Origin of the sequence: Pseudomonas sp. IT-P12, from assembly GCF_949767465.1 — a bacterium.
Classification (GTDB): domain Bacteria; phylum Pseudomonadota; class Gammaproteobacteria; order Pseudomonadales; family Pseudomonadaceae; genus Aquipseudomonas.
This window is the reverse complement of record NZ_CATKPY010000011.1, coordinates 736,277-761,222: the sequence shown is the minus strand read 5'-3', so window position 1 is coordinate 761,222 and position 24,946 is coordinate 736,277. Positions and strand designations below refer to the sequence as shown.

21 protein-coding genes are annotated in these 24,946 nt (G+C 62.5%); 15 read left to right on the top strand and 6 right to left on the bottom strand.

Going from position 1 to position 24,946, the window contains the following annotated elements; all coding sequences use genetic code 11:
• Nucleotides 1-333: 333 nt before the first annotated feature.
• The 8 genes from ACM6IM_RS06555 to ACM6IM_RS06520 all read left to right on the top strand — a co-directional run bounded on the left by ACM6IM_RS06555 (nt 334) and on the right by ACM6IM_RS06520 (nt 6,998).
• Entirely contained in the window at nt 334-1,182 is an 849-nt protein-coding gene (locus ACM6IM_RS06555; RefSeq protein ID WP_414864581.1) for a transporter substrate-binding domain-containing protein, read from the top strand.
• A gap of 52 nt (nt 1,183-1,234) precedes the next feature.
• Nucleotides 1,235-1,897, top strand: coding sequence for an amino acid ABC transporter permease (locus tag ACM6IM_RS06550; protein ID WP_192308129.1), 663 nt, complete (start codon nt 1,235-1,237; stop codon nt 1,895-1,897).
• A gap of 8 nt (nt 1,898-1,905) precedes the next feature.
• Complete coding sequence (locus ACM6IM_RS06545) at nt 1,906-2,568, top strand: amino acid ABC transporter permease (protein ID WP_192308128.1); 663 nt, start codon at nt 1,906-1,908, stop codon at nt 2,566-2,568.
• Nucleotides 2,565-3,359, top strand: coding sequence for an amino acid ABC transporter ATP-binding protein (locus tag ACM6IM_RS06540; protein WP_414864580.1), 795 nt, complete (start codon nt 2,565-2,567; stop codon nt 3,357-3,359). Before ACM6IM_RS06545 ends, ACM6IM_RS06540 begins: the two co-directional genes overlap by 4 nt.
• A 40-nt stretch (nt 3,360-3,399) precedes the next feature.
• A complete protein-coding gene (locus tag ACM6IM_RS06535) occupies nt 3,400-3,789 on the top strand; it encodes a RidA family protein (RefSeq protein ID WP_192308126.1) in 390 nt (129 codons plus the stop codon).
• Between the two features lie 87 nt (nt 3,790-3,876).
• Nucleotides 3,877-4,641 carry an IclR family transcriptional regulator gene (locus tag ACM6IM_RS06530; RefSeq protein WP_192308125.1) on the top strand — a complete coding sequence of 255 codons (765 nt, stop codon included), beginning with the start codon at nt 3,877-3,879 and terminating at the stop codon, nt 4,639-4,641.
• A gap of 39 nt (nt 4,642-4,680) precedes the next feature.
• Nucleotides 4,681-5,898: an amino acid deaminase gene (locus ACM6IM_RS06525; RefSeq protein ID WP_414864579.1), complete on the top strand. Its 1,218-nt coding sequence runs from the start codon at nt 4,681-4,683 to the stop codon at nt 5,896-5,898.
• A gap of 143 nt (nt 5,899-6,041) precedes the next feature.
• A complete protein-coding gene (locus ACM6IM_RS06520; RefSeq protein WP_414864578.1) occupies nt 6,042-6,998 on the top strand; it encodes a sugar kinase in 957 nt (318 codons plus the stop codon).
• Here the strand turns inward: ACM6IM_RS06520 and ACM6IM_RS06515 are convergent.
• The gene (locus ACM6IM_RS06515; RefSeq protein ID WP_192308122.1) at nt 6,986-7,261 is read right to left on the bottom strand and encodes a peptidylprolyl isomerase; all 276 of its coding nucleotides are present in this window, start codon (nt 7,259-7,261) and stop codon (nt 6,986-6,988) included. The genes ACM6IM_RS06520 and ACM6IM_RS06515 overlap by 13 nt on opposite strands.
• 74 nt (nt 7,262-7,335) lie before the next feature.
• Nucleotides 7,336-9,864, bottom strand: a complete 2,529-nt coding sequence (locus ACM6IM_RS06510) for a PAS domain-containing protein (RefSeq protein WP_414864577.1) — start codon at nt 9,862-9,864, stop codon at nt 7,336-7,338.
• Between the two features lie 119 nt (nt 9,865-9,983).
• On the opposite strand from ACM6IM_RS06510, the gene ACM6IM_RS06505 reads away from it, so the two are divergent.
• The 4 genes from ACM6IM_RS06505 (at nt 9,984) to ACM6IM_RS06490 (ending at nt 14,566) form a co-directional block, all read left to right on the top strand.
• The gene (locus ACM6IM_RS06505) at nt 9,984-11,093 is read left to right on the top strand and encodes a PilT/PilU family type 4a pilus ATPase (RefSeq protein ID WP_414864576.1); all 1,110 of its coding nucleotides are present in this window, start codon (nt 9,984-9,986) and stop codon (nt 11,091-11,093) included.
• A 183-nt stretch (nt 11,094-11,276) separates the two neighbouring features.
• A complete protein-coding gene (locus ACM6IM_RS06500; protein ID WP_414864575.1) occupies nt 11,277-13,412 on the top strand; it encodes an FUSC family protein in 2,136 nt (711 codons plus the stop codon).
• Nucleotides 13,402-13,602, top strand: coding sequence for a DUF1656 domain-containing protein (locus ACM6IM_RS06495; protein WP_192308118.1), 201 nt, complete (start codon nt 13,402-13,404; stop codon nt 13,600-13,602). Before ACM6IM_RS06500 ends, ACM6IM_RS06495 begins: the two co-directional genes overlap by 11 nt.
• A gap of 4 nt (nt 13,603-13,606) precedes the next feature.
• Complete coding sequence (locus ACM6IM_RS06490) at nt 13,607-14,566, top strand: biotin/lipoyl-binding protein (RefSeq protein ID WP_414864574.1); 960 nt, start codon at nt 13,607-13,609, stop codon at nt 14,564-14,566.
• Nucleotides 14,567-14,782: 216 nt separating this feature from the next.
• Here the strand turns inward: ACM6IM_RS06490 and ACM6IM_RS06485 are convergent, their stop codons facing one another.
• The 3 genes from ACM6IM_RS06485 to mexE are packed head-to-tail and all read right to left on the bottom strand — an operon-like array spanning nt 14,783 to nt 20,649.
• Complete coding sequence (locus tag ACM6IM_RS06485; protein WP_192308116.1) at nt 14,783-16,204, bottom strand: efflux transporter outer membrane subunit; 1,422 nt, start codon at nt 16,202-16,204, stop codon at nt 14,783-14,785.
• Complete coding sequence (locus tag ACM6IM_RS06480; RefSeq protein ID WP_414864573.1) at nt 16,201-19,380, bottom strand: efflux RND transporter permease subunit; 3,180 nt, start codon at nt 19,378-19,380, stop codon at nt 16,201-16,203. The genes ACM6IM_RS06485 and ACM6IM_RS06480 overlap by 4 nt, the downstream gene beginning before the upstream one ends.
• A 15-nt stretch (nt 19,381-19,395) precedes the next feature.
• Complete coding sequence (gene mexE / locus ACM6IM_RS06475) at nt 19,396-20,649, bottom strand: multidrug efflux RND transporter periplasmic adaptor subunit MexE (RefSeq protein WP_414864572.1); 1,254 nt, start codon at nt 20,647-20,649, stop codon at nt 19,396-19,398.
• A gap of 397 nt (nt 20,650-21,046) precedes the next feature.
• Between mexE and ACM6IM_RS06470 the strand changes: the two genes are divergently transcribed.
• Nucleotides 21,047-22,033, top strand: a complete 987-nt coding sequence (locus ACM6IM_RS06470) for a hypothetical protein (protein WP_414864571.1) — start codon at nt 21,047-21,049, stop codon at nt 22,031-22,033.
• A 123-nt stretch (nt 22,034-22,156) separates the two neighbouring features.
• Here ACM6IM_RS06470 and ACM6IM_RS06465 read toward each other — a convergent pair whose 3' ends face one another.
• Nucleotides 22,157-23,653, bottom strand: coding sequence for a PLP-dependent aminotransferase family protein (locus tag ACM6IM_RS06465; RefSeq protein WP_414864570.1), 1,497 nt, complete (start codon nt 23,651-23,653; stop codon nt 22,157-22,159).
• 118 nt (nt 23,654-23,771) lie between these two features.
• Between ACM6IM_RS06465 and ACM6IM_RS06460 the strand changes: the two genes are divergently transcribed.
• Together ACM6IM_RS06460 and ACM6IM_RS06455 are read left to right on the top strand one after the other, a co-directional pair.
• On the top strand, nt 23,772-24,227 hold the full coding sequence (locus ACM6IM_RS06460; protein WP_414864569.1) for a GNAT family N-acetyltransferase: 456 nt from the start codon (nt 23,772-23,774) through the stop codon (nt 24,225-24,227).
• Nucleotides 24,224-24,844 carry an FMN-dependent NADH-azoreductase gene (locus ACM6IM_RS06455; RefSeq protein ID WP_414864568.1) on the top strand — a complete coding sequence of 207 codons (621 nt, stop codon included), beginning with the start codon at nt 24,224-24,226 and terminating at the stop codon, nt 24,842-24,844. The genes ACM6IM_RS06460 and ACM6IM_RS06455 overlap by 4 nt, the downstream gene beginning before the upstream one ends.
• Nucleotides 24,845-24,946 lie beyond the last annotated feature (102 nt).

The following is a 24,946-nucleotide window of genomic DNA, read 5'->3' as shown; positions in this document are numbered from 1 at the left end:
ACGACACAGATCCACTGTGGGAGCGGGCTTGCTCGCGAAGAGGCCGTACATTCAATATCTGCAGCGCCTGACACTCCGCTTTCGCGAGCAAGCCCGCTCCCACAAGGTCCATTGTGGTGCAAATACCCGTCCTCTGTAGCCAACGGTAGCGCTACGCCATCGCTGCCTCGGGTAACACCGATTTTTCTTGTCCGCCCATCTCCCTGATTCCAAACACTTTTCAAATTCCCCTCCCGGCTGGCAGCAACCTGTGGCACACTTTCTGCTGTCTATTCCGTTGTTACATACCAAGTTCCGGTATAACGGAATAGCCATTCTTCAGGAGTGCTTGCCATGCGTCGCCGACCTTCCTTGTTCAAAGCATGTGTTTTTCTTTTTGCAGCTTCGGCTGCTGCCATGGGCGTGGCCCAGGCGGCAGACAGCAAGCTGGACAGTGTGCTGGCCCGCGGAAAACTGATCGTCGGGACGGGCAGTACCAACGCGCCGTGGCACTTCCAGGGGGCGGATGGCAAGTTGCAGGGTTTTGATATCGACATCGGGCACATCATCGCCAAGGGCCTGTTCAACGATCCGGACAAGGTCGAGTACGTGGTGCAGTCCTCCGATGCCCGGATTCCCAACCTGCTGACCGACAAGGTCGACATCAGTTGCCAGTTCATCACCGTCACCGCCAGTCGTGCCCAGCAAGTGGCATTCACCTTGCCGTACTACCGCGAAGGTGTCGGTCTGCTGCTGCCGGCCAACAGCAAGTACAAGGAAATCGAAGACCTCAAAGCCGCCGGGGACAGCGTTACCGTGGCCGTGCTGCAAAACGTCTACGCCGAAGAGCTGGTGCATCAGGCGTTGCCCAAGGCCAAGGTCGACCAGTACGACAGCGTTGACCTGATGTACCAGGCGGTGAACTCCGGCCGTGCCGACGCGGCGGCCACCGACCAGTCATCGGTCAAGTACCTGATGGTGCAGAACCCTGGCCGTTATCGCAGCCCGGCCTACGCCTGGAGCCCGCAGACCTATGCCTGTGCGGTCAAGCGCGGCGACCAGGACTGGCTGAACTTCGTCAACACCGCGCTGCATGAAGCCATGACCGGTGTCGAGTTCCCGATGTACGCCGAGTCCTTCAAGAAGTGGTTCGGTGTCGAATTGCCGACCCCAGCCATTGGTTTCCCCGTCGAATATAAATGACCCCATGACAGTGGGGCGGTGACCAGCCGCCCCGCTCAAGGTACTGCTGACCATGAACTATCAGTTGAACTTTGCTGCCGTGTGGCGCGACTTCGACACCTTGCTGGTGGGGCTCGGCCTGGGCTTGCAGCTGGCACTGCTGTCGATCGCCATCGGCTGCGTGATCGGCCTGATGATGGCGTTTGCCTTGTTGTCCAGGCATCGCGTGCTTCGGGTGCTGGCGTCGGTGTATGTGACGGTGATCCGCAACACGCCGATTCTGGTGTTGATCCTGTTGATCTACTTCGCCTTGCCGAGCCTGGGCATTCGCCTGGACAAGATTCCGTCGTTCATCATCACCTTGTCGCTGTATGCCGGGGCGTACCTGACCGAGGTGTTTCGCGGTGGGTTGCTGAGCATTCCCAAGGGCCAGCGCGAAGCCGGCCTGGCCATCGGCCTGGGGGAGTGGCAGGTCAAGGCTTACGTCACCGTGCCGGTGATGCTGCGCAATGTGTTGCCGGCGCTGTCGAACAACTTCATTTCGCTGTTCAAGGACACCTCGCTGGCAGCGGCGATCGCCGTGCCGGAGCTGACCTATTACGCGCGCAAGATCAATGTCGAGAGCTACCGGGTGATTGAAACCTGGCTGGTGACCACAGCGCTCTATGTTGCGGCCTGTTACCTCATTGCCATGATGCTGCGTTACCTCGAGCAGCGCCTGGCGATCCGCCGTTAGGAGGCCCCATGTACGAATCACCCAGTTGGTTGCATGAGTTATGGGTTGCCCGCGAACCGTTGTGGCAAGGCTTTCTGACCAGCGTGCAGGTCTCGGCCCTGGCGATCCTGTTGGGCACGATGGTTGGCATCGTCGCCGGCCTGGTGCTGACCTACGGCAAATTCTGGATGCGCGCGCCGTTTCGGTTCTACGTTGACCTGATTCGCGGCACGCCGGTGTTCGTGCTGGTGCTGGCCTGCTTCTACATGGCGCCGGCCCTGGGTTGGAAGATCAGCGCGTTCCAGGCGGGGGCGCTGGGGCTGACGTTGTTCTGCGGTTCCCACGTCGCCGAGATCGTGCGCGGCGCGCTGCAAGCCTTGCCCAGCGGGCAGATGGAGGCGAGCAAGGCCATCGGCCTGACGTTTTATCAGGCCCTGGGCTACGTGCTGTTGCCCCAGGCCTTGCGGCAGATCCTGCCGACCTGGGTCAACTCCTCGACCGAGATCGTCAAGGCCTCGACCCTGTTGTCGGTGATCGGCGTCGCCGAGCTGCTGCTCAGCACCCAGCAGATCATTGCCCGGACCTTCATGACCCTGGAGTTTTACCTGTTCGCCGGATTTCTGTTCTTCGTCATCAACTACGCCATCGAATTACTCGGCCGGCACATTGAAAAGCGGGTGGCCTTGCCATGACTCAACCTTCAACCAACCCTCAAAACGGCCAACCGTTGCTGGACATCCGTGGCCTGCACAAGCAGTACGGCAAGCTCGAAGTGCTCAAGGGCGTGGACCTGACCCTGCAGCGCGGCAATGTCGTGACGCTGATCGGCTCCAGCGGCTCAGGCAAGACCACGTTGCTGCGCTGCGTGAACATGCTCGAAGAGTTCCAGGGTGGGCAGATCGTGCTCGATGGCGAATCCATCGGCTATGACGAGGTCAACGGCAAGCGCGTCAGGCACCCGGAAAAAGTCATCGCCCGCCATCGGGCCATGACCGGCATGGCGTTCCAGCAGTTCAACCTGTTCCCGCACCTCACCGCGCTGCAGAACGTCACGCTGGGGCTGTTGAAAGTCAAGAAGCTGCACAAGGACGAGGCCGTGGCGCTGGCGGAGAAATGGCTGGAGCGTGTCGGCCTGCTGGAGCGGCGCAATCACTTTCCCGGTCAGTTGTCGGGTGGTCAGCAACAGCGCGTGGCGATTGCCCGGGCCATTGCGATGAACCCCAGCCTGATGCTGTTCGACGAAGTCACCTCGGCCCTCGACCCGGAACTGGTCGGCGAGGTGCTGAACGTGATCAAGGGGCTGGCCGATGAAGGCATGACCATGCTGCTGGTGACCCACGAGATGCGTTTCGCGTTCGAGGTTTCGGACAAGATCGTGTTCATGAATCAGGGGCGTATCGAAGAGCAGGGCCCACCCAAGGAGTTGTTCGAACGCCCGCAATCCCCGCGTCTGGCCGAGTTTCTCAAAAACACACGGTTTTGACCGTCAGAACTTATTCACTTTTCAATCAGGAGAAACACTCATGAGCATTACCCGTTACGGCACCGGCAGCAGCGCCGGTGGCGGCCAGCCCCGTCCTTTCGCCCGCGCCGTTGAAGCCGATGGCTGGCTGCATGTGTCCGGGCAAGTGCCGGCGGTGGATGGCGAAATCATTGTGGGGGGCATTGTCGAGCAGACTCACCAGACCATGAAAAACCTGATTGCCATTCTCGAAGAGGCCGGTTATGGCCTGGAAGACGTCGTGCGCGCCGGCGTCTGGCTGGAGGACCCGCGGGATTTCTGGAGTTTCAACAAAGTGTTCTCCGAGTACTTCAAACCCGAGCACGCCCCGGCGCGGGCCTGTGTGCAGGCGAGCATGATGGTGGACTGCAAGGTCGAGATCGACTGCATCGCCTACAAGAAAAAAGCCTGAGCACGGCGCCCATCGCCGCGACGACGGCCTAACAGTCGTCACCGCACTCTGGTTAAACTCCCGGCATTTTGAAGGGGATCCACTGACATGACCGAAGACACCATCAAACGCCGGGCCCGGGGTCTGGACCGGGCGTTCGATATTCTCGATTTCCTCAAGGAGATCGGCCAGCCGCTGCGCCCCAATGACATCGCCAGCGGCATCGGCAGCCCCAAGTCCACGGTCTACGAACTGGTGGCCTCGCTGCTGGAACGGCGGATCCTCGAGCCCGTGGGCAAGGAAGGTCACGTCTACCTCGGCCGTCAGCTGTATTTTCTCGGGCAGGCGCATCTGCGTCATTTCGACCTGACCCGCGAGGCCGACCATGCCTTGCAGGAAATCGTCAGCCAGACCCGCGAAACCGCGCAGATGTGCCTGCTCAACGGGCGCAAATACACGGTGGCCCTGATGAAAGAGGGCGAGCGGCATTTCCGCATCTCCTCGGACATTGGTGAAAATGCGCCGATTCCCTGGACCGCGTCCGGTCGCCTGTTGCTGGCGCACCTCAGCGACCAGGCCATCGTCGACCTGATCGACCCCGACGACTTCATCCTGCCGGACGGCGAACGTCTGCCGCTGGAGCAGTTCCTCGGTGAAATCCGCCAGGCCGGCATCGATGGCTTTTTCTCCTTCGACAGCGTCGCCGACACCTTCACCCATTGCTTTGCCGCGCCGGTCAGGGACGCCAACGGCGTCGCCATTGCGACCCTGTGCATCGTCGCGCCCCGGGCCGATGCGAAGAACAATTACAACGACTATCGCCGGGTGCTGATCGACAGCGCCAACAGCCTCGCCCGGCGTATCAACGAATAACAGCGGCTGCCTGCGGCCGCGAATGCGAGGAGCTCGACCATGCCTACTGCCCGAAACACTGCCGCCGTGGAAAAAGGCTTTGCCCACATCGGCGACCATCTGGTGCGCGACGTCAGCCTGCCGGCGCTGGTGCTGCACCGTGAAGCGCTGGAACACAACATCCACTGGATGCAGAGCTTCGTCAGCAACAGCGGTGCGCAGCTTGCGCCCCACGGCAAGACCAGCATGACCCCGGCGCTGTTTCGCCGCCAACTGGACGCCGGCGCCTGGGGCATCACCCTGGCCAGCGCCACGCAAACCCGTGCGGCGTATGCCCATGGCGTGCGCCGGGTGTTGATGGCCAACCAACTGGTCGGTACCGCCAACATGGCCTTGATTGCAGACCTGCTGGCCGACCCGACCTTCGACTTCTACTGCATGGTCGATCACCCGGACAACGTCGCGGACCTGGGGGCGTATTTCGCTTCCCGTGGCGTTCGCCTGAACGTCATGATCGAGTACGGCGTGGTCGGCGGTCGTTGCGGCTGCCGCACCGAGCAGGAAGTCCTCGACCTGGCCAAGGCCATCGACGCCCAGCCATCCCTGGCCTTGACCGGGATCGAAGGCTACGAAGGGGTGATTCACGGCGATCACGCCGTTAGCGGCATTCGTCAATTCGCAGCTTCGCTGGTACGCCTGGCGGTGCAGTTGCAGGACAGCGGCGCCTTCTCCGTTGCCAAGCCGATCATCACCGCGTCGGGTTCGGCCTGGTACGACCTGATCGCGGAGTCCTTCGAAGCGCAGAACGCTGGCGGGCGCTTCCTCAGCGTGTTGCGTCCCGGCAGCTACGTGGCGCACGACCATGGCATCTACAAGGAAGCGCAATGCTGCGTGCTCGACCGCCGCAGCGACCTGCACGAAGGCCTGCGCCCGGCCCTGGAAATCTGGGCGCACGTGCAATCGTTGCCGGAGCCGGGGTTTGCCGTGGTGGCCCTGGGCAAGCGCGACGTGGCCTATGACGCCGGCCTGCCGGTTCCGCTGCTGCGCTACAAGGCCGGCGTAGTGCCGGCGAAGGGCGATGACGTCAGCGCCTGCAAGGTGACGGCGGTGATGGACCAGCATGCGTTCATGAGCGTGGCGCCGGGCGTGGAATTGCGCGTGGGGGACATTGTGTCCTTCGGCACCTCGCACCCGTGCCTGACGTTCGACAAGTGGCGCATCGGCTGCCTGGTGGATGACCAACTGACCGTGATCGAGACCATGGAAACCTGTTTCTAGAAACTTGAGACCGCAGTGCGGCCCTCGTCGGAACGCCGCCCGGAGCAAGCTCGCTCCCACAGGGTCGTATGGAAACCTGTGGGCGCGAGCCTGCTCGCGATAGGTCCAGACCAGACAACGCAGCAACAGGAACATGTCCACCCATGAACACTCCAAACACCCCGCGCATCGCCCTGATCGGCGAGTGCATGATCGAACTGCAACACCGCGCCGATGGCAGCCTGCAACAGAGTTTTGGCGGCGACACGCTGAACACGGCGGTGTATCTGGCCCGCGAACTGGGCGAGCGCGGTGCGGTGGATTATGTCACCGCTCTGGGCGATGACAGTTTCAGCGACGCCATGTGCCGGAGCTGGGCCGAGGAAAACATCGGCCTGGACAGGGTGCAGCGCCTGCCGGGTCGCCTGCCGGGGCTGTACTGCATCCAGACCGATGCCAGCGGCGAGCGACGCTTCCTATACTGGCGCAACGAAGCGGCTGTCCGCGACTGCTTCACCACCCCGTCGGCGGTGCCGATCCTGAAGGCGCTGCCGGATTACGATGTGCTCTATTTCAGCGGCATCACGCTGGCGGTGCTCGGGGCGCAAGGACGGGCGAAATTGCTGGAGGTCCTGATCGACGCACGGCTGCGGGATGCGCGGATCGTCTTCGACAACAATTACCGGCCTCGGCTTTGGGCGTCGATTGAAGAGGCCCGGGCCGCGTATCGCAGCGTGCTGCCGTACATCGACCTGGCGTTGCTGACCGTGGATGACGAACAGGCGCTGTTCCACTTTGCCGATTGCGACGCGGTGTTCGCCGCCTATGAGCAGATCGGCACGCCCGAGGTGGTGCTCAAGCGCGGCGCCGAGGCGTGCCTGATTCGCTGTGGCGGCGAGTCGTTCGAGGTGCCGGCGCAGAAGGTGGCGAGGGTGGTGGACACGACGGCGGCGGGGGATTCCTTCAGTGCGGCGTACCTGGCCAGTCGGCTGATGGGGGGAAGTCCGGTGGAGGCGGCCGAGGCAGGGCATGGGTTGGCGAGTCAAGTGATTCAGGTGCCGGGGGCACTGATCCCAAGGTCAGTGTTGAATGGACGCCCGCCCACCGATCAATCCCGATAAAACACCTGCACCAGGTGATAGCCGAACTTGCTTTTGATCGGCCCGTGCACCACCCGTAGCGGCTTTTTGAAGATCACCGCATCGATCGCCCCGACCATCTGACCTGGCCGGACTTCGCCCAGATCGCCGCCGCGCTTGCCCGACGGGCAAGTGGAGTGCTTCTTGGCCAGCACATCGAAGGCTTCGCCCTTGGCGATGCGTTGTTTGAGTTGCTCGGCTTCTTCCGAGGTTTTCACCAGGATATGGCGGGCTTGAGCTTTCATCGGCAGTACCTTGTAACGGTGATGACTCTGTGGGTGACGGCGAGGGCGGAGGATTATGCCCTAACGCCGTCGGCTTAGCCGATCATCGTGCGAATCTTGTTGGCCAGCAGGTCGATGGAAAACGGCTTGGCCACCATGTCCATGCCTTCTTCGAGGAAACCCTGGCGTTCGGCGGCCTTCTCCGCGTAACCGGTCATGAACAGCACTTTCAATTGTGGTCGGTGCTGGCGGGCGATTTCCGCCAGTTGCCGACCGTTCATGCCCGGCAGCCCGACATCGGTGACCAGCAGGTCGATGCGCAAATCGGACTCCAGCAAGGGCAGGGCGGTCTTCGCATCTTCGGCTTCGTGGGCGTGGTAACCCAGTTCCTTCAACAGGTCGAACACCAGCATGCGCACCGCCGGATCGTCCTCGACCAGCACCACGGTTTCGCCGGCAATGGCCGCCGGTGCCGCGCCACTGAACGGCTGCAGGGTGTTTTCCGCCACCGGGTCTTGCAATCGCGGCAAATACAGACGCACGCAAGTGCCCTGGCCCGGCAGGCTGTCGAGGCTGACGTGCCCCCCGGACTGCTGGGCGAAACCGTAGATCATCGAAAGCCCAAGGCCCGTGCCCTGGCCGATGGGTTTGGTGGTGAAGAACGGGTCGAACGCCTTGGCCCGCACGGACGGCGTCATCCCGGTGCCGTTGTCGCTGACGGCAATCATCACGTATTCACCGGCCTTGACCGACTCCAGGGGGCCGATTTCCTGGCTGTCCAGTTGCACGTTGGCGGTCTGGATCAACAATTCGCCGCCGTCGGGCATGGCATCACGGGCGTTGATCACCAGGTTGAGCAGGGCGTTTTCCAGTTGGCTGACGTCGGTGCTGACCGGCCAGATATCGTCGGCCAGGTCCAGTTTCAATTCGATGTGATCGCCCTTGGTGCGGCTGAACAGATCTTCCAATGAAAGAATCAGTGTGTTGGCGATCAGCGGTTTGCGATCCAGCGACTGGCGCCGGGAAAAGGCGAGCAGGCGATGGGTGAGGGCTGCGGCGCGGTTGGCCGAGGACACCGCCGCTTCGGTAAACCGGCCAATCTCGGCGGCGCGCCCCTCGGCGATGTAGCGCTGCATCAGGTCGAGGCTGCCGATGATCCCCGTGAGCATGTTGTTGAAGTCATGGGCGATCCCGCCGGTGAGCTGGCCGACCGCTTCCATTTTCTGCGCGTGGCGCAGGGCGTCCTCGGCGCGCTCGCGTTCGAACATTTCGTTTTGCAGGCGCTGGTTGGCCTCGGCCAATTGCTGGGTGCGCGAAGCCACGCGCTCCTCAAGGGTTTCGTTGAGGTTGCGCAAGGCTTCTTCGGTCTGTTTGCGCTCGGTTTCGTCGATCACGAAAATGTAGAAGCCGTTGACCGCGCCATCGGCACCGTGGCGAGGCAAGTAGTTCATCAGGGCCTGGCGCGTGCTGCCGTCACCATGGGGTGTGCTGATGCTGAAACAACAGGGCTTGCCCCGCAGCGCTTCGGCGATGTATTTGGCCCGCAGGGCGTAGGCCGTTTCGCCGAGCACCTCGCGAATGGTCCGTCCGTAAAGTTCCTGCGGCGTCAGGCCGTACCAGTTCAGGTACGCCGCGTTGTTCAGGCGAAAGCGTTCCTCGCTGTCGACATAACTGATCAGGATCGGCATGGCATTGATGATCAGTTGCAGTTCGGTCTGGCTCTGGCGCAGGGCCTGTTCGGTCTGCTTGCGCTCGGTGAGGTCCAGGGCAGCGCCGAGGAAACGCACCGGCCGGCCATGGTGATCCTTGTAGCAGCGACCCCGGGCGAACACCCAGCGCAACTGGCCATCGGCTAGCAGCAGGCGATACTCCACGGCGTATTCGCTGCCCTGGCTGATGCACTGCTTGATGCTGCGCGTGATCAGTGCCCGGTCTTCCGGGTGCACGCCCTCAAGGTAGGCACTGATCGGCAGTTGGCTGGCGAGCTGCGGGTCGACGCCGTGCAATTGAGCGAAGTGACTGTCGACGATGAAGCGATCTTCGCTGATGTCCCAGTCCCAGGTGCCCACCGCGTCGGTGGCGGCCAGCGCCAGTTGCAGACGCTCCTCGGTCTCGCGCTGGGCCTTTAGGCTCGCGGCCGAGCGCTGTTCCAGTTCAAGGGCGATGCGCCGGCGTTCGTTGGTTTGGATGGCGGTGACCAGGATCCCGGCGACCTCGGCGCTTTCATCCCGGATCGGGCTGTAAGTCAAGTCCAGCCAGAGATCGACATCCTTGCCGTCGCGGTGCAGGGTGAAGCGCTGTTCGCTGTAGGTCCGCACCTGGCCTTGCAGGACTGCGCTGTAAATCGGGCCGGTAAAATCCCTGAGTTCCGGCCACATCTGGTGGGTCGATTGTCCGAACGCCTGCGGATGCAGGTTGCCGGTGAGCAGGGCGAAGCCATCGTTGTAGATCTGCGTGAGCTGCGGCCCCCACAGCAACAGCATTGGCATGGGCGAGTGAATGACGATGTCCACCGCCGTGCGCAGGCTCTGTGGCCAGGTACTGGCAGCGCCCAGCGGGGTGCGCGTCCAGTCCAGTCTGGCGATCAAGGCCTGGGCATCGCTGCCGATGGGTGATGGGTTCATCAAAAATATCCTGCACGTCTGCCAGCGTGTCGCGGTCTACTATCCTAGAGCGGTACACGCTGCATGACCCGTCTTCGGGTCATTTCTGTTCATTGAATGCTTCGCGGGTGTTTTTTGCCATGGAAATCGATGCACTGTTGAAGATCCTGGCCAGCCAGGATGGATCCGATCTGTACCTGTCCACTGGCGCGCCGCCCTGCGCACGATTCGATGGCGTGCTCAAGCCCTTGACCCACCAGCCGTTCAAGCCGGGGGAAATCGCGACCATCGCTCTGTCCATCATGGACGCCGAGCAGCGGCTGGAGTTCGATCGGGAACTGGAGATGAACCTGGCGATCTCGTTGGCGGGGGTCGGGCGCTTTCGGGTCAATATTTTCAAACAACGCAACGACGTGTCGATCGTCGCGCGCAACATTAAACTGGACATCCCGCGTTTTGAAGACCTCGGGTTGCCGCCGGTGCTGCTGGACATGGTCATGCTCAAGCAAGGCCTGATGCTGGTCGTCGGCGCCACCGGCTCGGGCAAGTCTACCTCACTGGCCGCATTGATCGATTATCGCAACCGGCACAGCAGCGGGCACATCATCACCATTGAAGACCCGGTGGAATTCATCCATCGCCACCGCAAATCGATCATCAACCAGCGCGAGGTTGGCGTCGATACCCGCAGTTTTCACGCGGCCCTGAAAAATACCCTGCGCCAGGCGCCGGACGTGGTGCTGATCGGCGAGATCCGCGACCGCGAAACCATGGAGCATGCACTGGCTTTCGCCGATACCGGGCACTTGGTGATTTCCACCTTGCACGCCCACAACGCCCATCAGGCCCTGGATCGCATCGTCAATTTCTTTCCGGAGGAGCGGCACACGCAACTGCTGCATGACCTGGGCAACAACTTGAAGGCGTGTGTTTCCCAGCGCCTGGTGCGCACCCGCGACGGACAACGACGTGCGGCGGTGGAAGTCATGATCGGCACCCCGACCATCGGCGACCTGATCCGTCGCAATGAAATCGGTGAACTCAAGGGCATCATGGAAAAGTCTTCGGAGTCGGGCATGCAGACCTACGACGGCGCACTGTTCGACCTGGTTGCGGAGGGCGCGATCAGCGAGGAAGAGGCGCTGAAATACGCCGATTCGGTGAACAATCTGCGCCTGCGCCTCAAACTGCACGCCGAGTCGACAGCCGGGACCCAGTCGCCAGCGGGGGATTGGGGGCTGATGGACTGACCCTGCCACACCCCTGTGGGAGCGAGCCTGCTCGCGATGGCGGCGGCACATCCTGCATCGCGTTGTCTGAACTGACGCTATCGCGAGCAGGCTCGCTCCCACAAATGTGCTGCAGCGCTGCGGCGCCTGCCAAACCCCCAACCTGTGTCTACGCTTGCTTGAGAATCCCTGAAGAGCACCCCCATGCAAGCGCTGCTGCAGTACTTCAAGGCCATCGTGCATCCGGGCCCCGGCGTTGTGCTGTTCGGTCTGAGAACCATCGCTGCCGGGCTGTTGACCCTGTACCTCGCCTTTGTGTTCGACCTGGAACAGCCCAAGTGGTCGATCATGGCCGTGGTCATCGTCAGCCAGCCGTCGGCCGGCATGACCCTGGCTCGCAGTTTTGGCCAGGTCATCGGCACCACTGTCGGCGCGGTGGTGGCGGTGATCATCATGGCGCTGTTTCCCCAGGCGCCGCTGCCGTTCCTGGTCACGCTGGCGCTGTGGCTGGCCCTGTGCACGGCGGGCGGCACCTTGCTGCGCTACACCAGTTCCGGCGCCTTCGTGCTCAGCGGCTACACGGCGGTGGTGGTCGGGCTGCTGGCGGTGCCCGATCAGGATGGCACCTTCATGCTGGCCGTGACCCGCGTCACCGAAACGCTGCTGGCGGTGGCGTGCGTGTGCGTGGTCAGCCTGCTGACGGCGCGTCCGGAAAACGTCGCCCGTGACTATTTCAACAAGATCGATCAGATCATCCGGTTGCTGGCCACCCATGCCAGCGCGGTGATTCGCACCGAAGAGAGCGAGGCCGACTTCCAGCAACGACAAATGCAGTTGCTCGGGCAGATCGGCGCGCTGGAAGGCGTGCGCCGGCACCTGTATTACGACGCGCCGCGCCTGCGCAGTGCCGACGACCTGGTGCAATTGCTCGGCAATCAACTGGTGCTGCTGACCGCGCGGCTTACCGCGTTGCGTCATCAGCGCGAGTTGTTGCTCGAACGCTGGGAGGGCGATCTCCCGACTGAAATCCTGCAGTTGCTTGCCGAGGAGGTTCAACTGCTCGATGAGCTGGCACGACTGGGGCGGACGATGCCCACTGAACAGCGGCGTCAGTTCGCCGTGCTGCAAAAGCGTTTCGACGAGCTGGCCTACCGCGCCGAGCAACTGGTCGAGCCGCTGCAGGCGACCCTGCGCTCGCTGTCGTGGTCGTTGCGCTGGGAGCAGGCGCGGCTGGTTCAGCAGTTTGAAACGATCCTGGAATTGAGCGATGCGATCCAGAGCGGGCGCCGGGCCAGCAGCCTTTATCGCGGGCAGAAAAACACCCTACACATGGACTACACGCTGGCGGCGATGAATGCGATCCGGGCCTTTTGTGCGCTGATGGTGGCCGGCCTGATCTGGATCGAAACCGGTTGGGACGGCGCCCGGGGCGGCATGATCGTCACCGGCATTCTGTGTTCGCTGATGGCGACGTTTCCCCGGCCGCTGCTGGCGGCCCAGGGTTTCGCCCGGGGCCTGGGCCTCGCGCTGGTGGTGTCGGCAGTCTTGCAGTTCGCCCTGGTGCCGATGGTCAGCACGTTCGAACTCCTGGCCTTGTTGCTGGCACCGGTGCTGTATGCGGTGGCGGTGGGGTTGTCGAGCCCGCCGACGACGGGTACCGGGATTGCCCTCGGGCTGATCACGCTGTTGATGCTGGGGCCGCAAAACACCGGGTTGGGGCAAAACACCGCGATCCAGTGGTTCGAGTTTGCTGGCGCCTATGTCTGCGCCACCGCCCTGGCCTTGAGTGTCTACGCGCTGATCTTTCCCTTCAGGCCGGGGCTGCGCATCCGGCGCTTGCACAGGGAGAACCGCGAGCAGGTCCACGCCTTGATGAAAATCCCCGCCACCGACGAAAACCAGTTTGCCTTCGAGAGCCGCATGGTCGACCGCCTGACCGCCATGCTGGGCCTGTTGCCGGCGATCCAGGACCGATCCGCGCGCGAGCTGTTCGACGTCAGCCTGGGCTGCATGGCCGTGGGCATTGCGCTGAACCAGCTCCGACAACAGGGGCAGAACAACCCCTTGCTCGACCCGCAGACGCAGGGCCGGTTGTTCGCGACGATTCGGCAAACCGGGCGCTTGGTCGCCGGCCGCCCGGACGTCGCCGTGGACGCGGTGCTCGACAGCCTGCAGGCCCTGGGCGATGAGCTGGACGCGCTGCATTGCAGCGTGCATGAACAACTGTGGTCGGTGTTCCGCCTGCGCGTCGCGCTGTTGATCGTGGTGTCGTTCCTGCAACGCCACCGTCACCACTTCGAATCGGCAACCCCACAAGGAGTGCCAGCCCTTGCCCATTGATCTGGAAGTAGGCGGGGTCTACCTGCCGCCCATTGCTCAGGCGCTGTTGCTCGGCCTGCCGGTTTTCCTGTTGCTGGACTGGCTGCTGCGACGCCTCGGCGTGTTGCAGTTCGTCTGGCACGAAGCCTTGTTCGAGGGCGCGTTGTACGCCTGTGTGTGTGCCACTCTGATTCTGTTGATGGGAGCGTGATGCATTGAAGAAGATACTTGCCCGACTCACGACGGTGGTGATGGTGATCCTGGCTTTTGTGCTCGGCTGGTTCGCCTGGGAGCATTACACCCGTGCGCCCTGGACCCGCGATGCCCGGGTGCGGGCCGACGTGGTGACCTTGTCTGCCGATGTGGCGGGGCGCATCGTCAAGCTCGCCGTGCAGGACAACCAGCATGTGCAGAAGGGCCAGCTATTGCTGGAAATCGATCCGTCGCGCTATGCCCTGGCGGTGGAACATGCCAAGCGTTCGGTGGAAGTGTCGAAGGCCTCGCTGGGTCAGTCCGAGGCCGCCATCGTCGCCAGCCAGGCCTTGCTCAAACAGCGTCAAAGCGAGGAGCGCCGGCGTCGAACGCTCAAGGAGCGTGCGGCGATTTCCGGCGAAGAGTGGGAAAAGTCCAGCACTGATGTCTCGGTGGCCCAGGCTGACCTGCTGCGTAACCAGGCCAACCTGAGCTTTGCCCAGGCCAACGTGCAACTGGCCATTGCCGCACTGGCCGAGGCTGAACACGACCTGGAGCGTACGCGGGTGGAATCGCCGGTCAGCGGCTACGTCACCAACCTGCTGACCCGCCAGGGCGACTATGCCACGGCGGGCGGTCCGTTGGTGGCGCTGGTGGACAGCGACTCGTTCTACGTCAGCGGTTATTTCGAGGAAACCAAGTTGCCGCGGATTGTCGAGGGCGACCGGGTCGATATCGAATTGATGAGCGGCGAGCGCTTTGGTGGCACCGTGCAAAGCATCGCCTTCGCCATCGCCGATCGGGAAAACCTGCCCGGCGGACGCCTTCTGGCCAACATCAACCCCAGCTACACCTGGGTCAAACTGGCGCAACGGGTGCCGGTGCGCATTCGCATCGACGCCGACTATGCCGGCAAGGACCAACTGCGGGCCGGGACGACGGCCACCGTGAGCGTGGAGGAAAACCGCAGGGGGCACGACTGACCCGAGCCCCCTCTGTGGGAGCGAGCCTGCTCGCGAAGGTGGTCCGGGCGCCGCAGGCATTCAGATAGCCCGTGTCATCGTTGGCGCTCATCGCGAGCAGGCTCGCTGCCACAGGGGGGCGTGCTTTTCGAGCGGGCAAAAAAAAGCCCCGCGACCGAATGAGGCGCGGGGCAAAAATCTGGTTGGTGGTGCCAACCAAAAGAGCTCGTTGATGCGTTACTGGCTGGCGACGGTCTCCGGTTGCCAGCCACCGCCGAGGGCCTTGTAGATCGCGACGATGCCGCGATACAGGTCAATTTCCGCCTGGGCCTGGCTGTCTTCTGCTGCCAGCCGCTCGCGTTGTGCGTCGAGCAGGACGAGGAAGTCGGCCGTGCCTTCGCGGTAGCGAATCTGCGCCAGGTCAGCCGCCGCACGGCTGGATTCGCTTTGACGAATCAGTGATATCAGGCGTTGCTGGCGTTTGCCGTAGTCGCTGAACGCGTTCTCCGATTCTTCCAGCGCCAGCAGCACTTGCTGTTCGTAGGTCGCCAGGGCGCCTTCGGCCTCGGCATCGGCGCCACGCAAACGGGCGCGCACGCTGCCCAGGTCAAACGCGGCCCAGGTAATGCTCGGGCCCAGGGCCCAGGCATTGGCCGCCGAAGAACCGATCTGCGAACCGCGTCCGGCGGTCCAGCCCAGGAAACCGCTGAGGCTGACCCGTGGGAACAGGTCGGCCTTGGCCACACCGATGCGCGCGGTGGCCGAGGCCAGTTGGCGTTCGGCGCTGAGGATGTCCGGGCGACGTTGCAGCAGTTCACCCGGATCGCCGATCGGCAAGGCCTTGGCAATCGCCGGCAGGTCCTTGGGGCTCAGGTCGACGGCCAGTTTGTCCGGGCGCTGACCCAGCAGGGTGGCGATACGATTTTTCTGCCGCACCTGCTCGGCCTGCAATTGCGGCACGCTGGCTTCGACCGCTGCCAGGCGCGCATCGGCGCGCTCGACATCCAACTGATCGCCGACACCGGCGTCACGCAGGCTGATGGTGATCTTGCGCGACTCTTGCTGGTTGTTCAGGTTGGCCAGGGCGATTTTTTCACGCAGTTGCGCACCGCGCAGTTGACCGTAGGCGTCGACCAGCTCGGCAATCATGGTGACTTGCAGTTGGTACAGATCGGCTTCGGCCGCCTGCTGCTCGGCGTCGCTGGATTCCAGGTTGCGCTGGATGCGTCCGAACAGGTCCAGTTCCCAGGCCATGTCCAGCCCCAGGTCATAGCGTTCACTGTTGACCCGGCGGGTGGTCTGGCCTGGAATCTGGCCCTTGCCCAGGTCGCTGCTGGCGCGGCTGGTGATGGTCGGCATGGCGTCATTGCTGACGTCATCGCGAATCGCCCGGGCCGCTTTCCAGCGGGCGAAGGCGACGCGCAGGTCACGGTTGCCTTGCAGGGACTGGGTCACCAACTGGTTGAGGGTCGGATCGTCGAACTGCTGCCACCAGATGCCTTCGAAACGCGAGCGGTCGAAGTTCTTCTGACCGGCAGCGCCGTCGGTGGCGGTGGTGATGTTGGCGCGTTCGGTCGCCGGAGTCTGATAGTCCGGGCCTACGGCACAGGCGCTCAGGGCCAGTACCAGCAGGCTGGGCAGGAAGGCTTTCAGGCTCATTGTTGCGCCTCCAGTTTCAGGGCCTTGGCCGCTTTGCGTTGTTCGCCGCGCTCCACGAAATTACGGATCAACACATAGAAGACTGGCGTCAGCAACAGGCCGAAGAAGGTCACCCCGAGCATCCCGGAGAACACCGCCACACCCATGGCGTGACGCATTTCGGCACCGGCACCGCTGGAGAACACCAGGGGCACCACACCCATGATGAACGCGAAGGAGGTCATCAGGATCGGACGCAGACGCAGGCGGCAGGCTTCCAGCACCGCAGCCAGCGGGTTGAGGCCTTCGAGCTGTTTGTCCTTGGCGAACTCGACGATCAGGATCGCGTTCTTGCACGCAAGCCCCACCAGTACGATCAAGCCGATCTGGGTGAAGATGTTGTTGTCGCCGCCCGACGCAATCACACCGGTGATGGCCGACAGCAGGGTCATCGGTACGATCAGGATCACCGCCAGCGGCAGGCTCCAGCTTTCGTATTGCGCGGCGAGCACCAGGAACGCCAGCAGTACGCAGAGCGGGAACACGAACAGCGCGGTGTTGCCGGACAGAATCTGCTGGTAGGTCAGATCGGTCCACTCGTAGGTCATGCCGTTGGGCAGTTCTTCCTTGAGCAGTTTCTCGATGGCGGCTTCGGCCTGGCCGGAGCTGTAGCCAGGGGCGGCGGCGCCGTTGATTTCAGCCGTGATGAAGCCGTTGTAGTGCATCACGCGGTCCGGGCCCGAGGTGTCACTGACCTTGATGAAGGTCGCCAGCGGGATCATCTCGCCCTTGTTGTTGCGCACTTTCAGTTGGCCGATCTGGTCGGACTCAAGGCGGAACTGTTGCTCGGCCTGAACGTTGACCTGATAGGTGCGACCGAAGCGGTTGAAGTCGTTGGCATACAGCGAACCCAGGTAGATCTGCAGGGTGTCGAAGATGTCGCTGACGGCCACGCCGTGGGTCTTGGCTTTTTCCCGGTCGATGGCGGCATCGACCTGCGGCACGTTCACGGTGTAGCTGGTGAACAGGTTGGCCAGTTCCGGAACCGTGTGACTCTTGGCAATGATGTTCATGGTCTGCTTGTACAGCTCGTCGTAGCCCAGGTTGCCCCGGTCTTCGATTTGCAGGCGGAAACCACCGATGGTGCCCAGGCCTTGTACCGGCGGCGGCGGGAAGATCGCCATGTAGGCTTCCTGGATCCCGGCGTACTGGCCGTTCAGGGCACCGGCGATGGCGCCGGCCGACATGCTCGGGTCTTTACGCTCGTCGAACGGTTTGAGGGTCACGAATACGATGCCGGCGTTCGGGCTGTTGGTGAACCCGTTGATCGACAGGCCCGGGAACGCCACGGCGCTTTCCACGCCTGGCTGTTTGAGTGCCAGGTCGGACATGCGCTTGATCACGTCTTCGGTGCGGTCCAGGCTCGCGGCGTCCGGCAGTTGCGCGAAGGCCACCAGGTATTGCTTGTCCTGGCCGGGTACAAAACCGGTCGGTGTGCTGGAGAAACCGAAGAAGGTCAGCACCATCAGGCCTGCGTACAACAGCAGCGCGATGCCACTGCTGCGAATCACGCGGGCCACTGTGCCAACGTAACCATGGCTGGCTTTTTCGAAGAAGCGGTTGAAGGGGCGGAACAACCAGCCACCGAACAACTTGTCCAGAATCCGGGAGAAGCGGTCCTTGGGTGCGTCATGCCCCTTGAGCAGCACGGCGGCCAGCGCTGGCGACAGGGTCAGCGAGTTGAAGGCCGAAATCACGGTGGAGATCGCGATGGTCAAGGCGAACTGCTTGTAGAACTGCCCGGTGAGGCCGGAGATGAACGCGGCAGGGACGAACACGGCGCACAGCACCAGTGCCGTGGCAATGATCGGACCGGTCACTTCGCTCATGGCTTTTTTGGTGGCCTCGAACGGTTCCAGGCCCAGCTCGATATTACGTTCGACGTTCTCCACCACCACGATGGCGTCGTCCACCACGATACCGATGGCCAGTACCAAACCGAAGAGCGACAGGGCATTGAGCGAGAAGCCGAACAGGTGCATCACCGCAAACGTACCGATCAACGAGACCGGCACCGCCACCAGCGGAATGATCGAGGCGCGCCAGGTTTGCAGGAACAGGATCACCACCAGTACCACGAGGATCAGCGCTTCGAAGAGGGTGTGAACCACTGCTTCGATGGAGCCGCGCACGAAGATCGTCGGGTCATAGACGATGCTGTAGTCCATGCCTTGCGGGAAGTTCTTCTTCAACTCGTCCATTTTTCCGCGGACCTGGTTCGAAATATCGATCGCGTTCGAACCTGGGCGCTGGAAGATCGGGATGGCCACGGCCGGCTGGTTGTTCAGCAACGAACGCAGGGCGTATTGGCTGGAGCCGAGCTCGACCCGGGCGATGTCCCGCAGGCGTGTGATTTCACCGTCGTCGCCAGCGCGGATGATGATGTTCTCGAACTCTTCCTCAGTGACCAGTCGGCCCTGGGTGTTGATCGACAGCTGAAAGCTCTGGGCATTCGGGGCAGGGGGCGAACCCAGTTGGCCGGCGGCCACCTGACGGTTCTGCTCGCGGATCGCGGCCACCACGTCAGTGGCGGTCAGGTTGCGCGAAGCGGTCTTGTTAGGATCGAGCCAGACCCGCAGCGAGTAATCACCCATGCCGAACAGCTGCACGTCACCGACACCACCCAGGCGCGCCAACTCGTCCTTGATGTTGAGGAGCGCGTAGTTGGACAGGTAAAGCATGTCGTAGCGTTTGTCCGGCGAGGTCAAGTGCACCACCATGGTCAGGTCGGGCGACGCCTTGTCCACGGTGATACCGATGCGCGTCACTTCCTCTGGCAGCTTCGGCTCGGTCCGGGTCACGCGGTTCTGCACCTGCACCTGCGCGTTGTCCAGGTCGGTGCCCAGGGCGAAGGTGATGGTCAGGGTGATCTTGCCGTCAGCGGTGGATTGCGAGGACATGTACAGCATGTTCTCGACGCCGGTGATGGCTTGCTCCAGGGGAGCGGCCACGGTTTCACCGATGACTTTCGGGTTGGCGCCCGGGAAGTTGGCACGCACCACCACAGTCGGTGGCACCACTTCCGGGTATTCGCTGATGGGTAACTGGAACAGCGAGATGGAACCGGCGATCAGGATCAGCAGCGACAGCACCGCAGCGAAGATCGGCCGGGAAATGAAGAACTGGGAAAAATTCATCGGAGTCGTTATCCCTTAACCGCGTGGAGACGCAGCAGCCAGTTTCACAGCCGGACCCGGTGCAGCCTTGGAGGGCGCGACGCGGGGCAGGTTGCTGGCTTCCAGCGCTTGTCGTTGTTGAGCCAGGGCCGCGAGGGTTTGCTCGCTGGCCATCGGGATCACTTCAGGGGTGACCGGCGAGCCCGGACGGACGCGCTGCAAGCCCTTGACGATGATGGTGTCATCCTTGTTCAGGCCGCTGCGCACGATGCGCAAGCCTTCGATTTTCGGACCCAGCTCAACCGAGCGATAAACCGTCTTGTTCTCGGCGTCCATCACCAGCACGAACTTCTTGCCCAGGTCGGTGCCGACGGCTTCGTCGTTGATCAGCATGGCGTTGTAGGTGCCGCTGCCCACCAGTTTCAGGCGTGCATAGAGGCCCGGGGTGTAGTTGCCATCGCTGTTGTCGAACACCGCGCGACCACGGATGGTGCCGGTTTTCGGGTTGACCTGGTTATCGACGAAGTTCATCTGGCCCAGGTGCGGGTTGCCTTCTTCGTTGGACAAGCCGAGGTAAACCGGAGTGGTCGCCCCGCGTTTGCCCTGGCGAGCGAGCTGGGTGTACTTGAGGAACACACGCTCGTCGGCGTCGAAGTAGGCGTAGACCTTGTCGGTGGAGACCACGCTGGTCAGGGCAGTGGTATCGGCGGTCACCAGGTTGCCCGCGGTGATTTCGGCACGGCTGACGCGGCCGCTGATCGGGGCGGTGACGCGGGTGAAGCTCAGGTTCAGTTTTGCCAGGTCCAGTTGTGCCTGAAGCGCGCCGACGGCGGCACGGGCTTCCTGGGCTGCGCTGGTGCGCGAGTCGGCCAGCTCGGCGGAGATCGCGTTGCTGGTGCGCAGGCGCTCACCGCGCTGGGCTTCATTCTCGCTGCGGGTGGCGCTGGCGCGGGCTTGGGCAACCAGGGATTCGAGGCGGCGGACCTCAGCCTGGAACGGGCGAGGGTCGATCTGGAACAGCAGGTCGCCTTTCTTGACCAGTGCGCCTTCGGTGAACGCGACGTCGTCGATCTGGCCGGAAACCCGTGGACGGATTTCTACGGTTTCCGGCGCTTCGAGGCGCCCGGTGAATTCATCCCACTCGTTGACCGGTTGTTCCAGCACCTTGGCGACGCTGACTTTCGCTGCGGGCATGCTCGCCGCAGTTTCGGGGGCCTTGCCGCAGGCGCTCATCACCAGCACGGCCAACACGGCCAGGGGGAAGCGCAAATGTTTGAGTGATTGTTCCATGGATGCATCCGCCAATGTATTGAGAATGGGCGGATGATGAGTGGCGGGGGGCTATCGCACGAATCGAACGAAGCGAAGGTAACTATCATTCGGAATGATATAAGAATGCACCTAGCCCTCTAGCATGCACCTCGCATCGGTAGGCATCAATGCGCTCGATGTAAATTCTGTATTGCGTGAAGTGCAAAGGTCGGCCCTGACCGCGCCGTGCAGTCTAGCGAAGTGGACCAGTGCGATATCGGCGTAATGGATCAATACTTTGGTCCAGTCAGCGGGGATCATCCGGATTCTTCCAACGTTCAAGGATTATTCGATGTCTCAGTCCCCGAGAGACCTGCCAGCACACACACTGGAGCGATCCTCAGTGACCGCCCGCACCGATTGGTATGTGGGGCCCATGATCGCGCTTGTGTACCCTTACCTGTTGATGGGCTACGACGCCATGCGTGTCTCGATTTCCCAGGGGGGCGGCTTTTGGAGCTGGCTGGGTGCCGGACTGATGTTGCTGATCGCCATTGGATTACCCCTGTGGGGGCTGCTGACGGCGACGCGATTGGGCAAGCTGCACCAGCCAAGCGCAGCCGATGTACTGGCTCGCCGGGTCGCCTTTGTTTCCGTGGCCGTTGCGCCCATGTTCACCCTGACGGGGGTGCTGTTTCTTTTGTTGGGCAAACCCGCCTGGGATGTCGGCTTCCTGACGTTCATGTGGGCCGCGTTGATGGTCATGATCTCGTTCGCCGATCGCACGCCCTTGCCGCGTCAGCCCGAACCGCAATCGTCCCATGCCAACATGCGACGCTGGCATGGCGTGGCGGCCGCCCTGGCGGTGGTCTACCTGTGCTTCCACTTCAGCAACCATCTGGTGGGGCTGATTGGCGCCGATGCTCATCTGGCCGTCATGAAGGTGCTGCGGGTCGTTTACCGCTCTCCCTTGATCGAGCCACTGCTGATTGCCACTTTTCTGTTCCTGGTGGGTAGCGGGGCTTACATGGCCTGGCGCATGACCCGGCGGCCGGCGGACGCTATCCGGTCCTTTCAGATTGCCGGCGGCGTGTTCCTGATCTTTGCGGTGATCAGCCATGTCAATGCCGTGCTTTACCTGGCGCGCAGCTACTTCAACATCGAAACCGATTGGGGCTTCGCGGTGGGTGCGCCGGCCGGCTTGTTGCACGACGCCTGGAACATTCGCCTGCTGCCGTACTACCTGCTGGCGGTGTTCTTTGTCATCGCCCATGCATTCTGCGGGTTGCGCGGGGTCATGATTGCTCACCGGGTGAATGAAACAACCGCCACTCGCGTATTGGTCGCGGGTATCGTGTTCTCGGCATTGGTGGCGGTGACGATCATCCTTGCCATGGCGGGGCTGCGCATCCATTTCGAGTGACCCACAGGACAGCGATGGCGGCAGCAAATCCGCCGTCGCCAGCAGGCTGGCTCCCTCCAATGGATTGTCGCGACCGCAAATTCTTTGGTCGCCGAAGCCCACAGAGGGGTTGGGTTTCAGCGATCAATGATTCAGCCGCTGGGCAATCGCGCTCATTTGTTGGGTGATCTGGTCTTCGGTGTAGGCCGCGAACCCCATCACCAGCCCTGGCGGTACGTGTGGGCCTCGGCCGTAGCGGCTCAGTGCGAACGCGCTGACGTTGGCGGCATCGAGTACTGCGAGTGCCTGCGCTTCGGGCATGGATTTCAACCGGGCAGTGACATCCAGCCCGGCGAGAATCGGCGGGACCTCGATGAAGTCATGCAGGTGTTGCCTGGCCGCGTCCTCGAACACCCGGGCGCGGGTGGCGTAGACCTTGCGCATCCGGCGGATATGCCGACCGAAGTGCCCCTGCGCCATGAAGTCCGCCAGCACCGCCTGCGCCAGGCCGTTCGCACTGCGTGAGGTCAACGACAATGCCCGCGTAAAGGGCTCTACCAGTTGCGGCGGCAGGACCACGTACGCCAGGCCCATGGCGGGGAACAGCAACTTGCTGAAGGTGCCGGTCATGATGACGTGACTGTCTGCCTGGGGCATGCCCCTGAGCGCGGGGATTGGCTTGGCGATAAACCGATACTCGCTGTCGTAGTCATCTTCAAACAGGTAAGCGCCGTGTTCCCTGGCCCAGCTCAATAACATGAGACGCCGTTCCGCCGACAGGGCAACGCCCGTGGGCGCCTGGCGGCAGGGTGTCACGTAGGCCAGCCGCGCATCTGGCGCCAGGCGCATTCCTGCGCTCACATCCATTCCCGCCGCATCGACCGCCACGTCGATGATGTCCGCACCGACGCCTTGCATGATCTGTCGGGCTCCGGGGTAACCGGGGTTTTCCATCCACACGGACTGCCCAGGGTTGATGATCAGGCGCAGGCAAATATCCAGCGCCTGCTGGACGCTGCTGACGATGACCACCGTGTCCGCCGAAGTGGCGACGCCCCGGGCAATCGCCAGGTGCTCGACGATGGCCTGGCGCAGCGCGGGCAACCCTTGTGCCGGTCGAGCCGACAGGACCGGTGGCAGCACGGATCCCAGGTGCCTCATGTGCAGGCGCCGCCAGGTGTCGACAGGAAATTGCGCAACATCACAGGTGTGGGGCGCGAAGGGCAGTTTTTTCGGTGATGAAAGGGGAAACGCCGGGTCCTGTTCGATGAGTTGCGCAGCCCACCGGGTCAGCGGTATCGGGGATGCGGCAGGGGGCGGGGGAGTGTCTGGCGCAACGGGCCCGGCCTTGACCAACTGATCGTCGGGCAGGCTCAGGCTGACCTTGGTGCCGCTGCCCTGAGCGGTGACCAGATAACCCTCGCTGAGCAACTGGGCGTAGGCGGCCTGCACCGTGCCCCGGGCCAGGCCATATTGCGCGGCGAGAAAACGCGTGCTGGGAAGGACAAAGTTGCGTGCCAGGCGGCCGTCGAGAATGTCCTGCCTCAGGGTTCTGTAAAGCCAGTCCTGCAGTGTTTCGTCAGGTTTTCGGGCGGCGAGCGTCAGTGACCAGGTGACCTGAGCGGAGGACGTTTTATTCACGGTTGGCACTCGAAGGTGGATCAGTCAGATAGTGCAAGAATGGATCAATACTTTGGTCCAGTTCAAGGCAAGAATACAGCCTCTTCCACGTATCGAGGCTTGAAAGATGACACGGACCATGACGGGTTTTGCTGGAATCGAGGGTGTCAGGGAGTTTTCCAACGACGCCGCAATACGGGCGGCGTTCGACTTGATCCGGCAACTGCGGCCGCGCCTGACCAGCGCCGAGCAATGGCTGAGCGCGTACAAGCGCCAGGCCGCGAGTGGATACCGCGTGCTGCTGGTCGTCAATGACGACATCCCCCGGGCCCTGGCCGGGTTTCGCCTTCAGGAAAACCTGATCCACGGCAAGTTTCTCTACGTGGACGACCTGGTGACGGATGCAACGCTGCGCGGTGCCGGGTTGGGCAAACAATTGCTGGAGGCATTGATGGGCGTGGCGCGGGATTCGCAGTGCGACCACCTGGTGCTCGACACCGCCCTGGTCAATCACGATGCACAACGGTTCTACACGCGCTGTGGAATGACCAACCTGGCCACACGCTTTGTCAAACCGGTAGGGGATCACTCATGAAGGCGTCCGCCTACCTGTTGCACGTCACGGCGAGCCCGCGGGCCGAGTTGTCCACCAGCACTGCCATGGGTCGTGCCCTGACCGAACAGATCACCCACAAATTCAGCCATCTCTCGGTGGTCGAGCGGGACATCGCAAGCCATGCGCCACCGATGCCCAGTCCTCAGTTTGCAGCGGACAATCTGCTGCCCCTCGACTCGCGCTCGGCCAGTGCCGAGTCGGACGCCTACATCGAGGAGCTGGAGGCGGCAAAAGCGCTCGTCATCTCGACACCGATGCACAACTTCGGCGTGCCGGCCGTACTCAAGGCCTGGATCGACCAGATCCTGCGACCGCAGCGCACCTTTGCGCGATCCAGCACTGGCAAGCAGGGGCTGTTGGCGGACCGGCCGGTGTTCATCATCGTCACGAGCGGAGGACCGGTGACCGGACCCTACGCCCAGCAGGATTTCCTGACGCCTTACCTGGAATATGTCTTGCCCACCATCGGCCTGACCAATATCCAGGTCATCCGGCTGGACAGCATGTTGCGCAACCCGGAACACACCGCCTTGCAGATTGAACAATGCAAGGCGTGGATCGCCACTCAAGTGGCCAACTTGAGCGAACTGCCCTAAACGTGGCTGACAACTTTCGAGACACTCGGCAATGATCTGTCAATAAAGCGAAAGTGCCCTGTTTAATGGCTCTGGTAAGGTAAGTTTTTTATCCCTCCAGAG

Bases quoted from the DNA above. Each gene is read 5' to 3' on its own strand.
- ACM6IM_RS06555 (WP_414864581.1), top strand. From the start codon at position 334: ATGCGTCGCCGACCTTCCTTGTTCAAAGCATGTGTTTTTCTTTTTGCA.
- ACM6IM_RS06550 (WP_192308129.1), top strand. From the start codon at position 1,235: ATGAACTATCAGTTGAACTTTGCTGCCGTGTGGCGCGACTTCGACACC.
- ACM6IM_RS06545 (WP_192308128.1), top strand. From the start codon at position 1,906: ATGTACGAATCACCCAGTTGGTTGCATGAGTTATGGGTTGCCCGCGAA.
- ACM6IM_RS06540 (WP_414864580.1), top strand. From the start codon at position 2,565: ATGACTCAACCTTCAACCAACCCTCAAAACGGCCAACCGTTGCTGGAC.
- ACM6IM_RS06535 (WP_192308126.1), top strand. From the start codon at position 3,400: ATGAGCATTACCCGTTACGGCACCGGCAGCAGCGCCGGTGGCGGCCAG.
- ACM6IM_RS06530 (WP_192308125.1), top strand. From the start codon at position 3,877: ATGACCGAAGACACCATCAAACGCCGGGCCCGGGGTCTGGACCGGGCG.
- ACM6IM_RS06525 (WP_414864579.1), top strand. From the start codon at position 4,681: ATGCCTACTGCCCGAAACACTGCCGCCGTGGAAAAAGGCTTTGCCCAC.
- ACM6IM_RS06520 (WP_414864578.1), top strand. From the start codon at position 6,042: ATGAACACTCCAAACACCCCGCGCATCGCCCTGATCGGCGAGTGCATG.
- ACM6IM_RS06515 (WP_192308122.1), bottom strand. From the start codon at position 7,261: ATGAAAGCTCAAGCCCGCCATATCCTGGTGAAAACCTCGGAAGAAGCC.
- ACM6IM_RS06510 (WP_414864577.1), bottom strand. From the start codon at position 9,864: ATGAACCCATCACCCATCGGCAGCGATGCCCAGGCCTTGATCGCCAGA.
- ACM6IM_RS06505 (WP_414864576.1), top strand. From the start codon at position 9,984: ATGGAAATCGATGCACTGTTGAAGATCCTGGCCAGCCAGGATGGATCC.
- ACM6IM_RS06500 (WP_414864575.1), top strand. From the start codon at position 11,277: ATGCAAGCGCTGCTGCAGTACTTCAAGGCCATCGTGCATCCGGGCCCC.
- ACM6IM_RS06485 (WP_192308116.1), bottom strand. From the start codon at position 16,204: ATGAGCCTGAAAGCCTTCCTGCCCAGCCTGCTGGTACTGGCCCTGAGC.
- ACM6IM_RS06480 (WP_414864573.1), bottom strand. From the start codon at position 19,380: ATGAATTTTTCCCAGTTCTTCATTTCCCGGCCGATCTTCGCTGCGGTG.
- mexE (WP_414864572.1), bottom strand. From the start codon at position 20,649: ATGGAACAATCACTCAAACATTTGCGCTTCCCCCTGGCCGTGTTGGCC.
- ACM6IM_RS06470 (WP_414864571.1), top strand. From the start codon at position 21,047: ATGATCGCGCTTGTGTACCCTTACCTGTTGATGGGCTACGACGCCATG.
- ACM6IM_RS06460 (WP_414864569.1), top strand. From the start codon at position 23,772: ATGACGGGTTTTGCTGGAATCGAGGGTGTCAGGGAGTTTTCCAACGAC.
- ACM6IM_RS06455 (WP_414864568.1), top strand. From the start codon at position 24,224: ATGAAGGCGTCCGCCTACCTGTTGCACGTCACGGCGAGCCCGCGGGCC.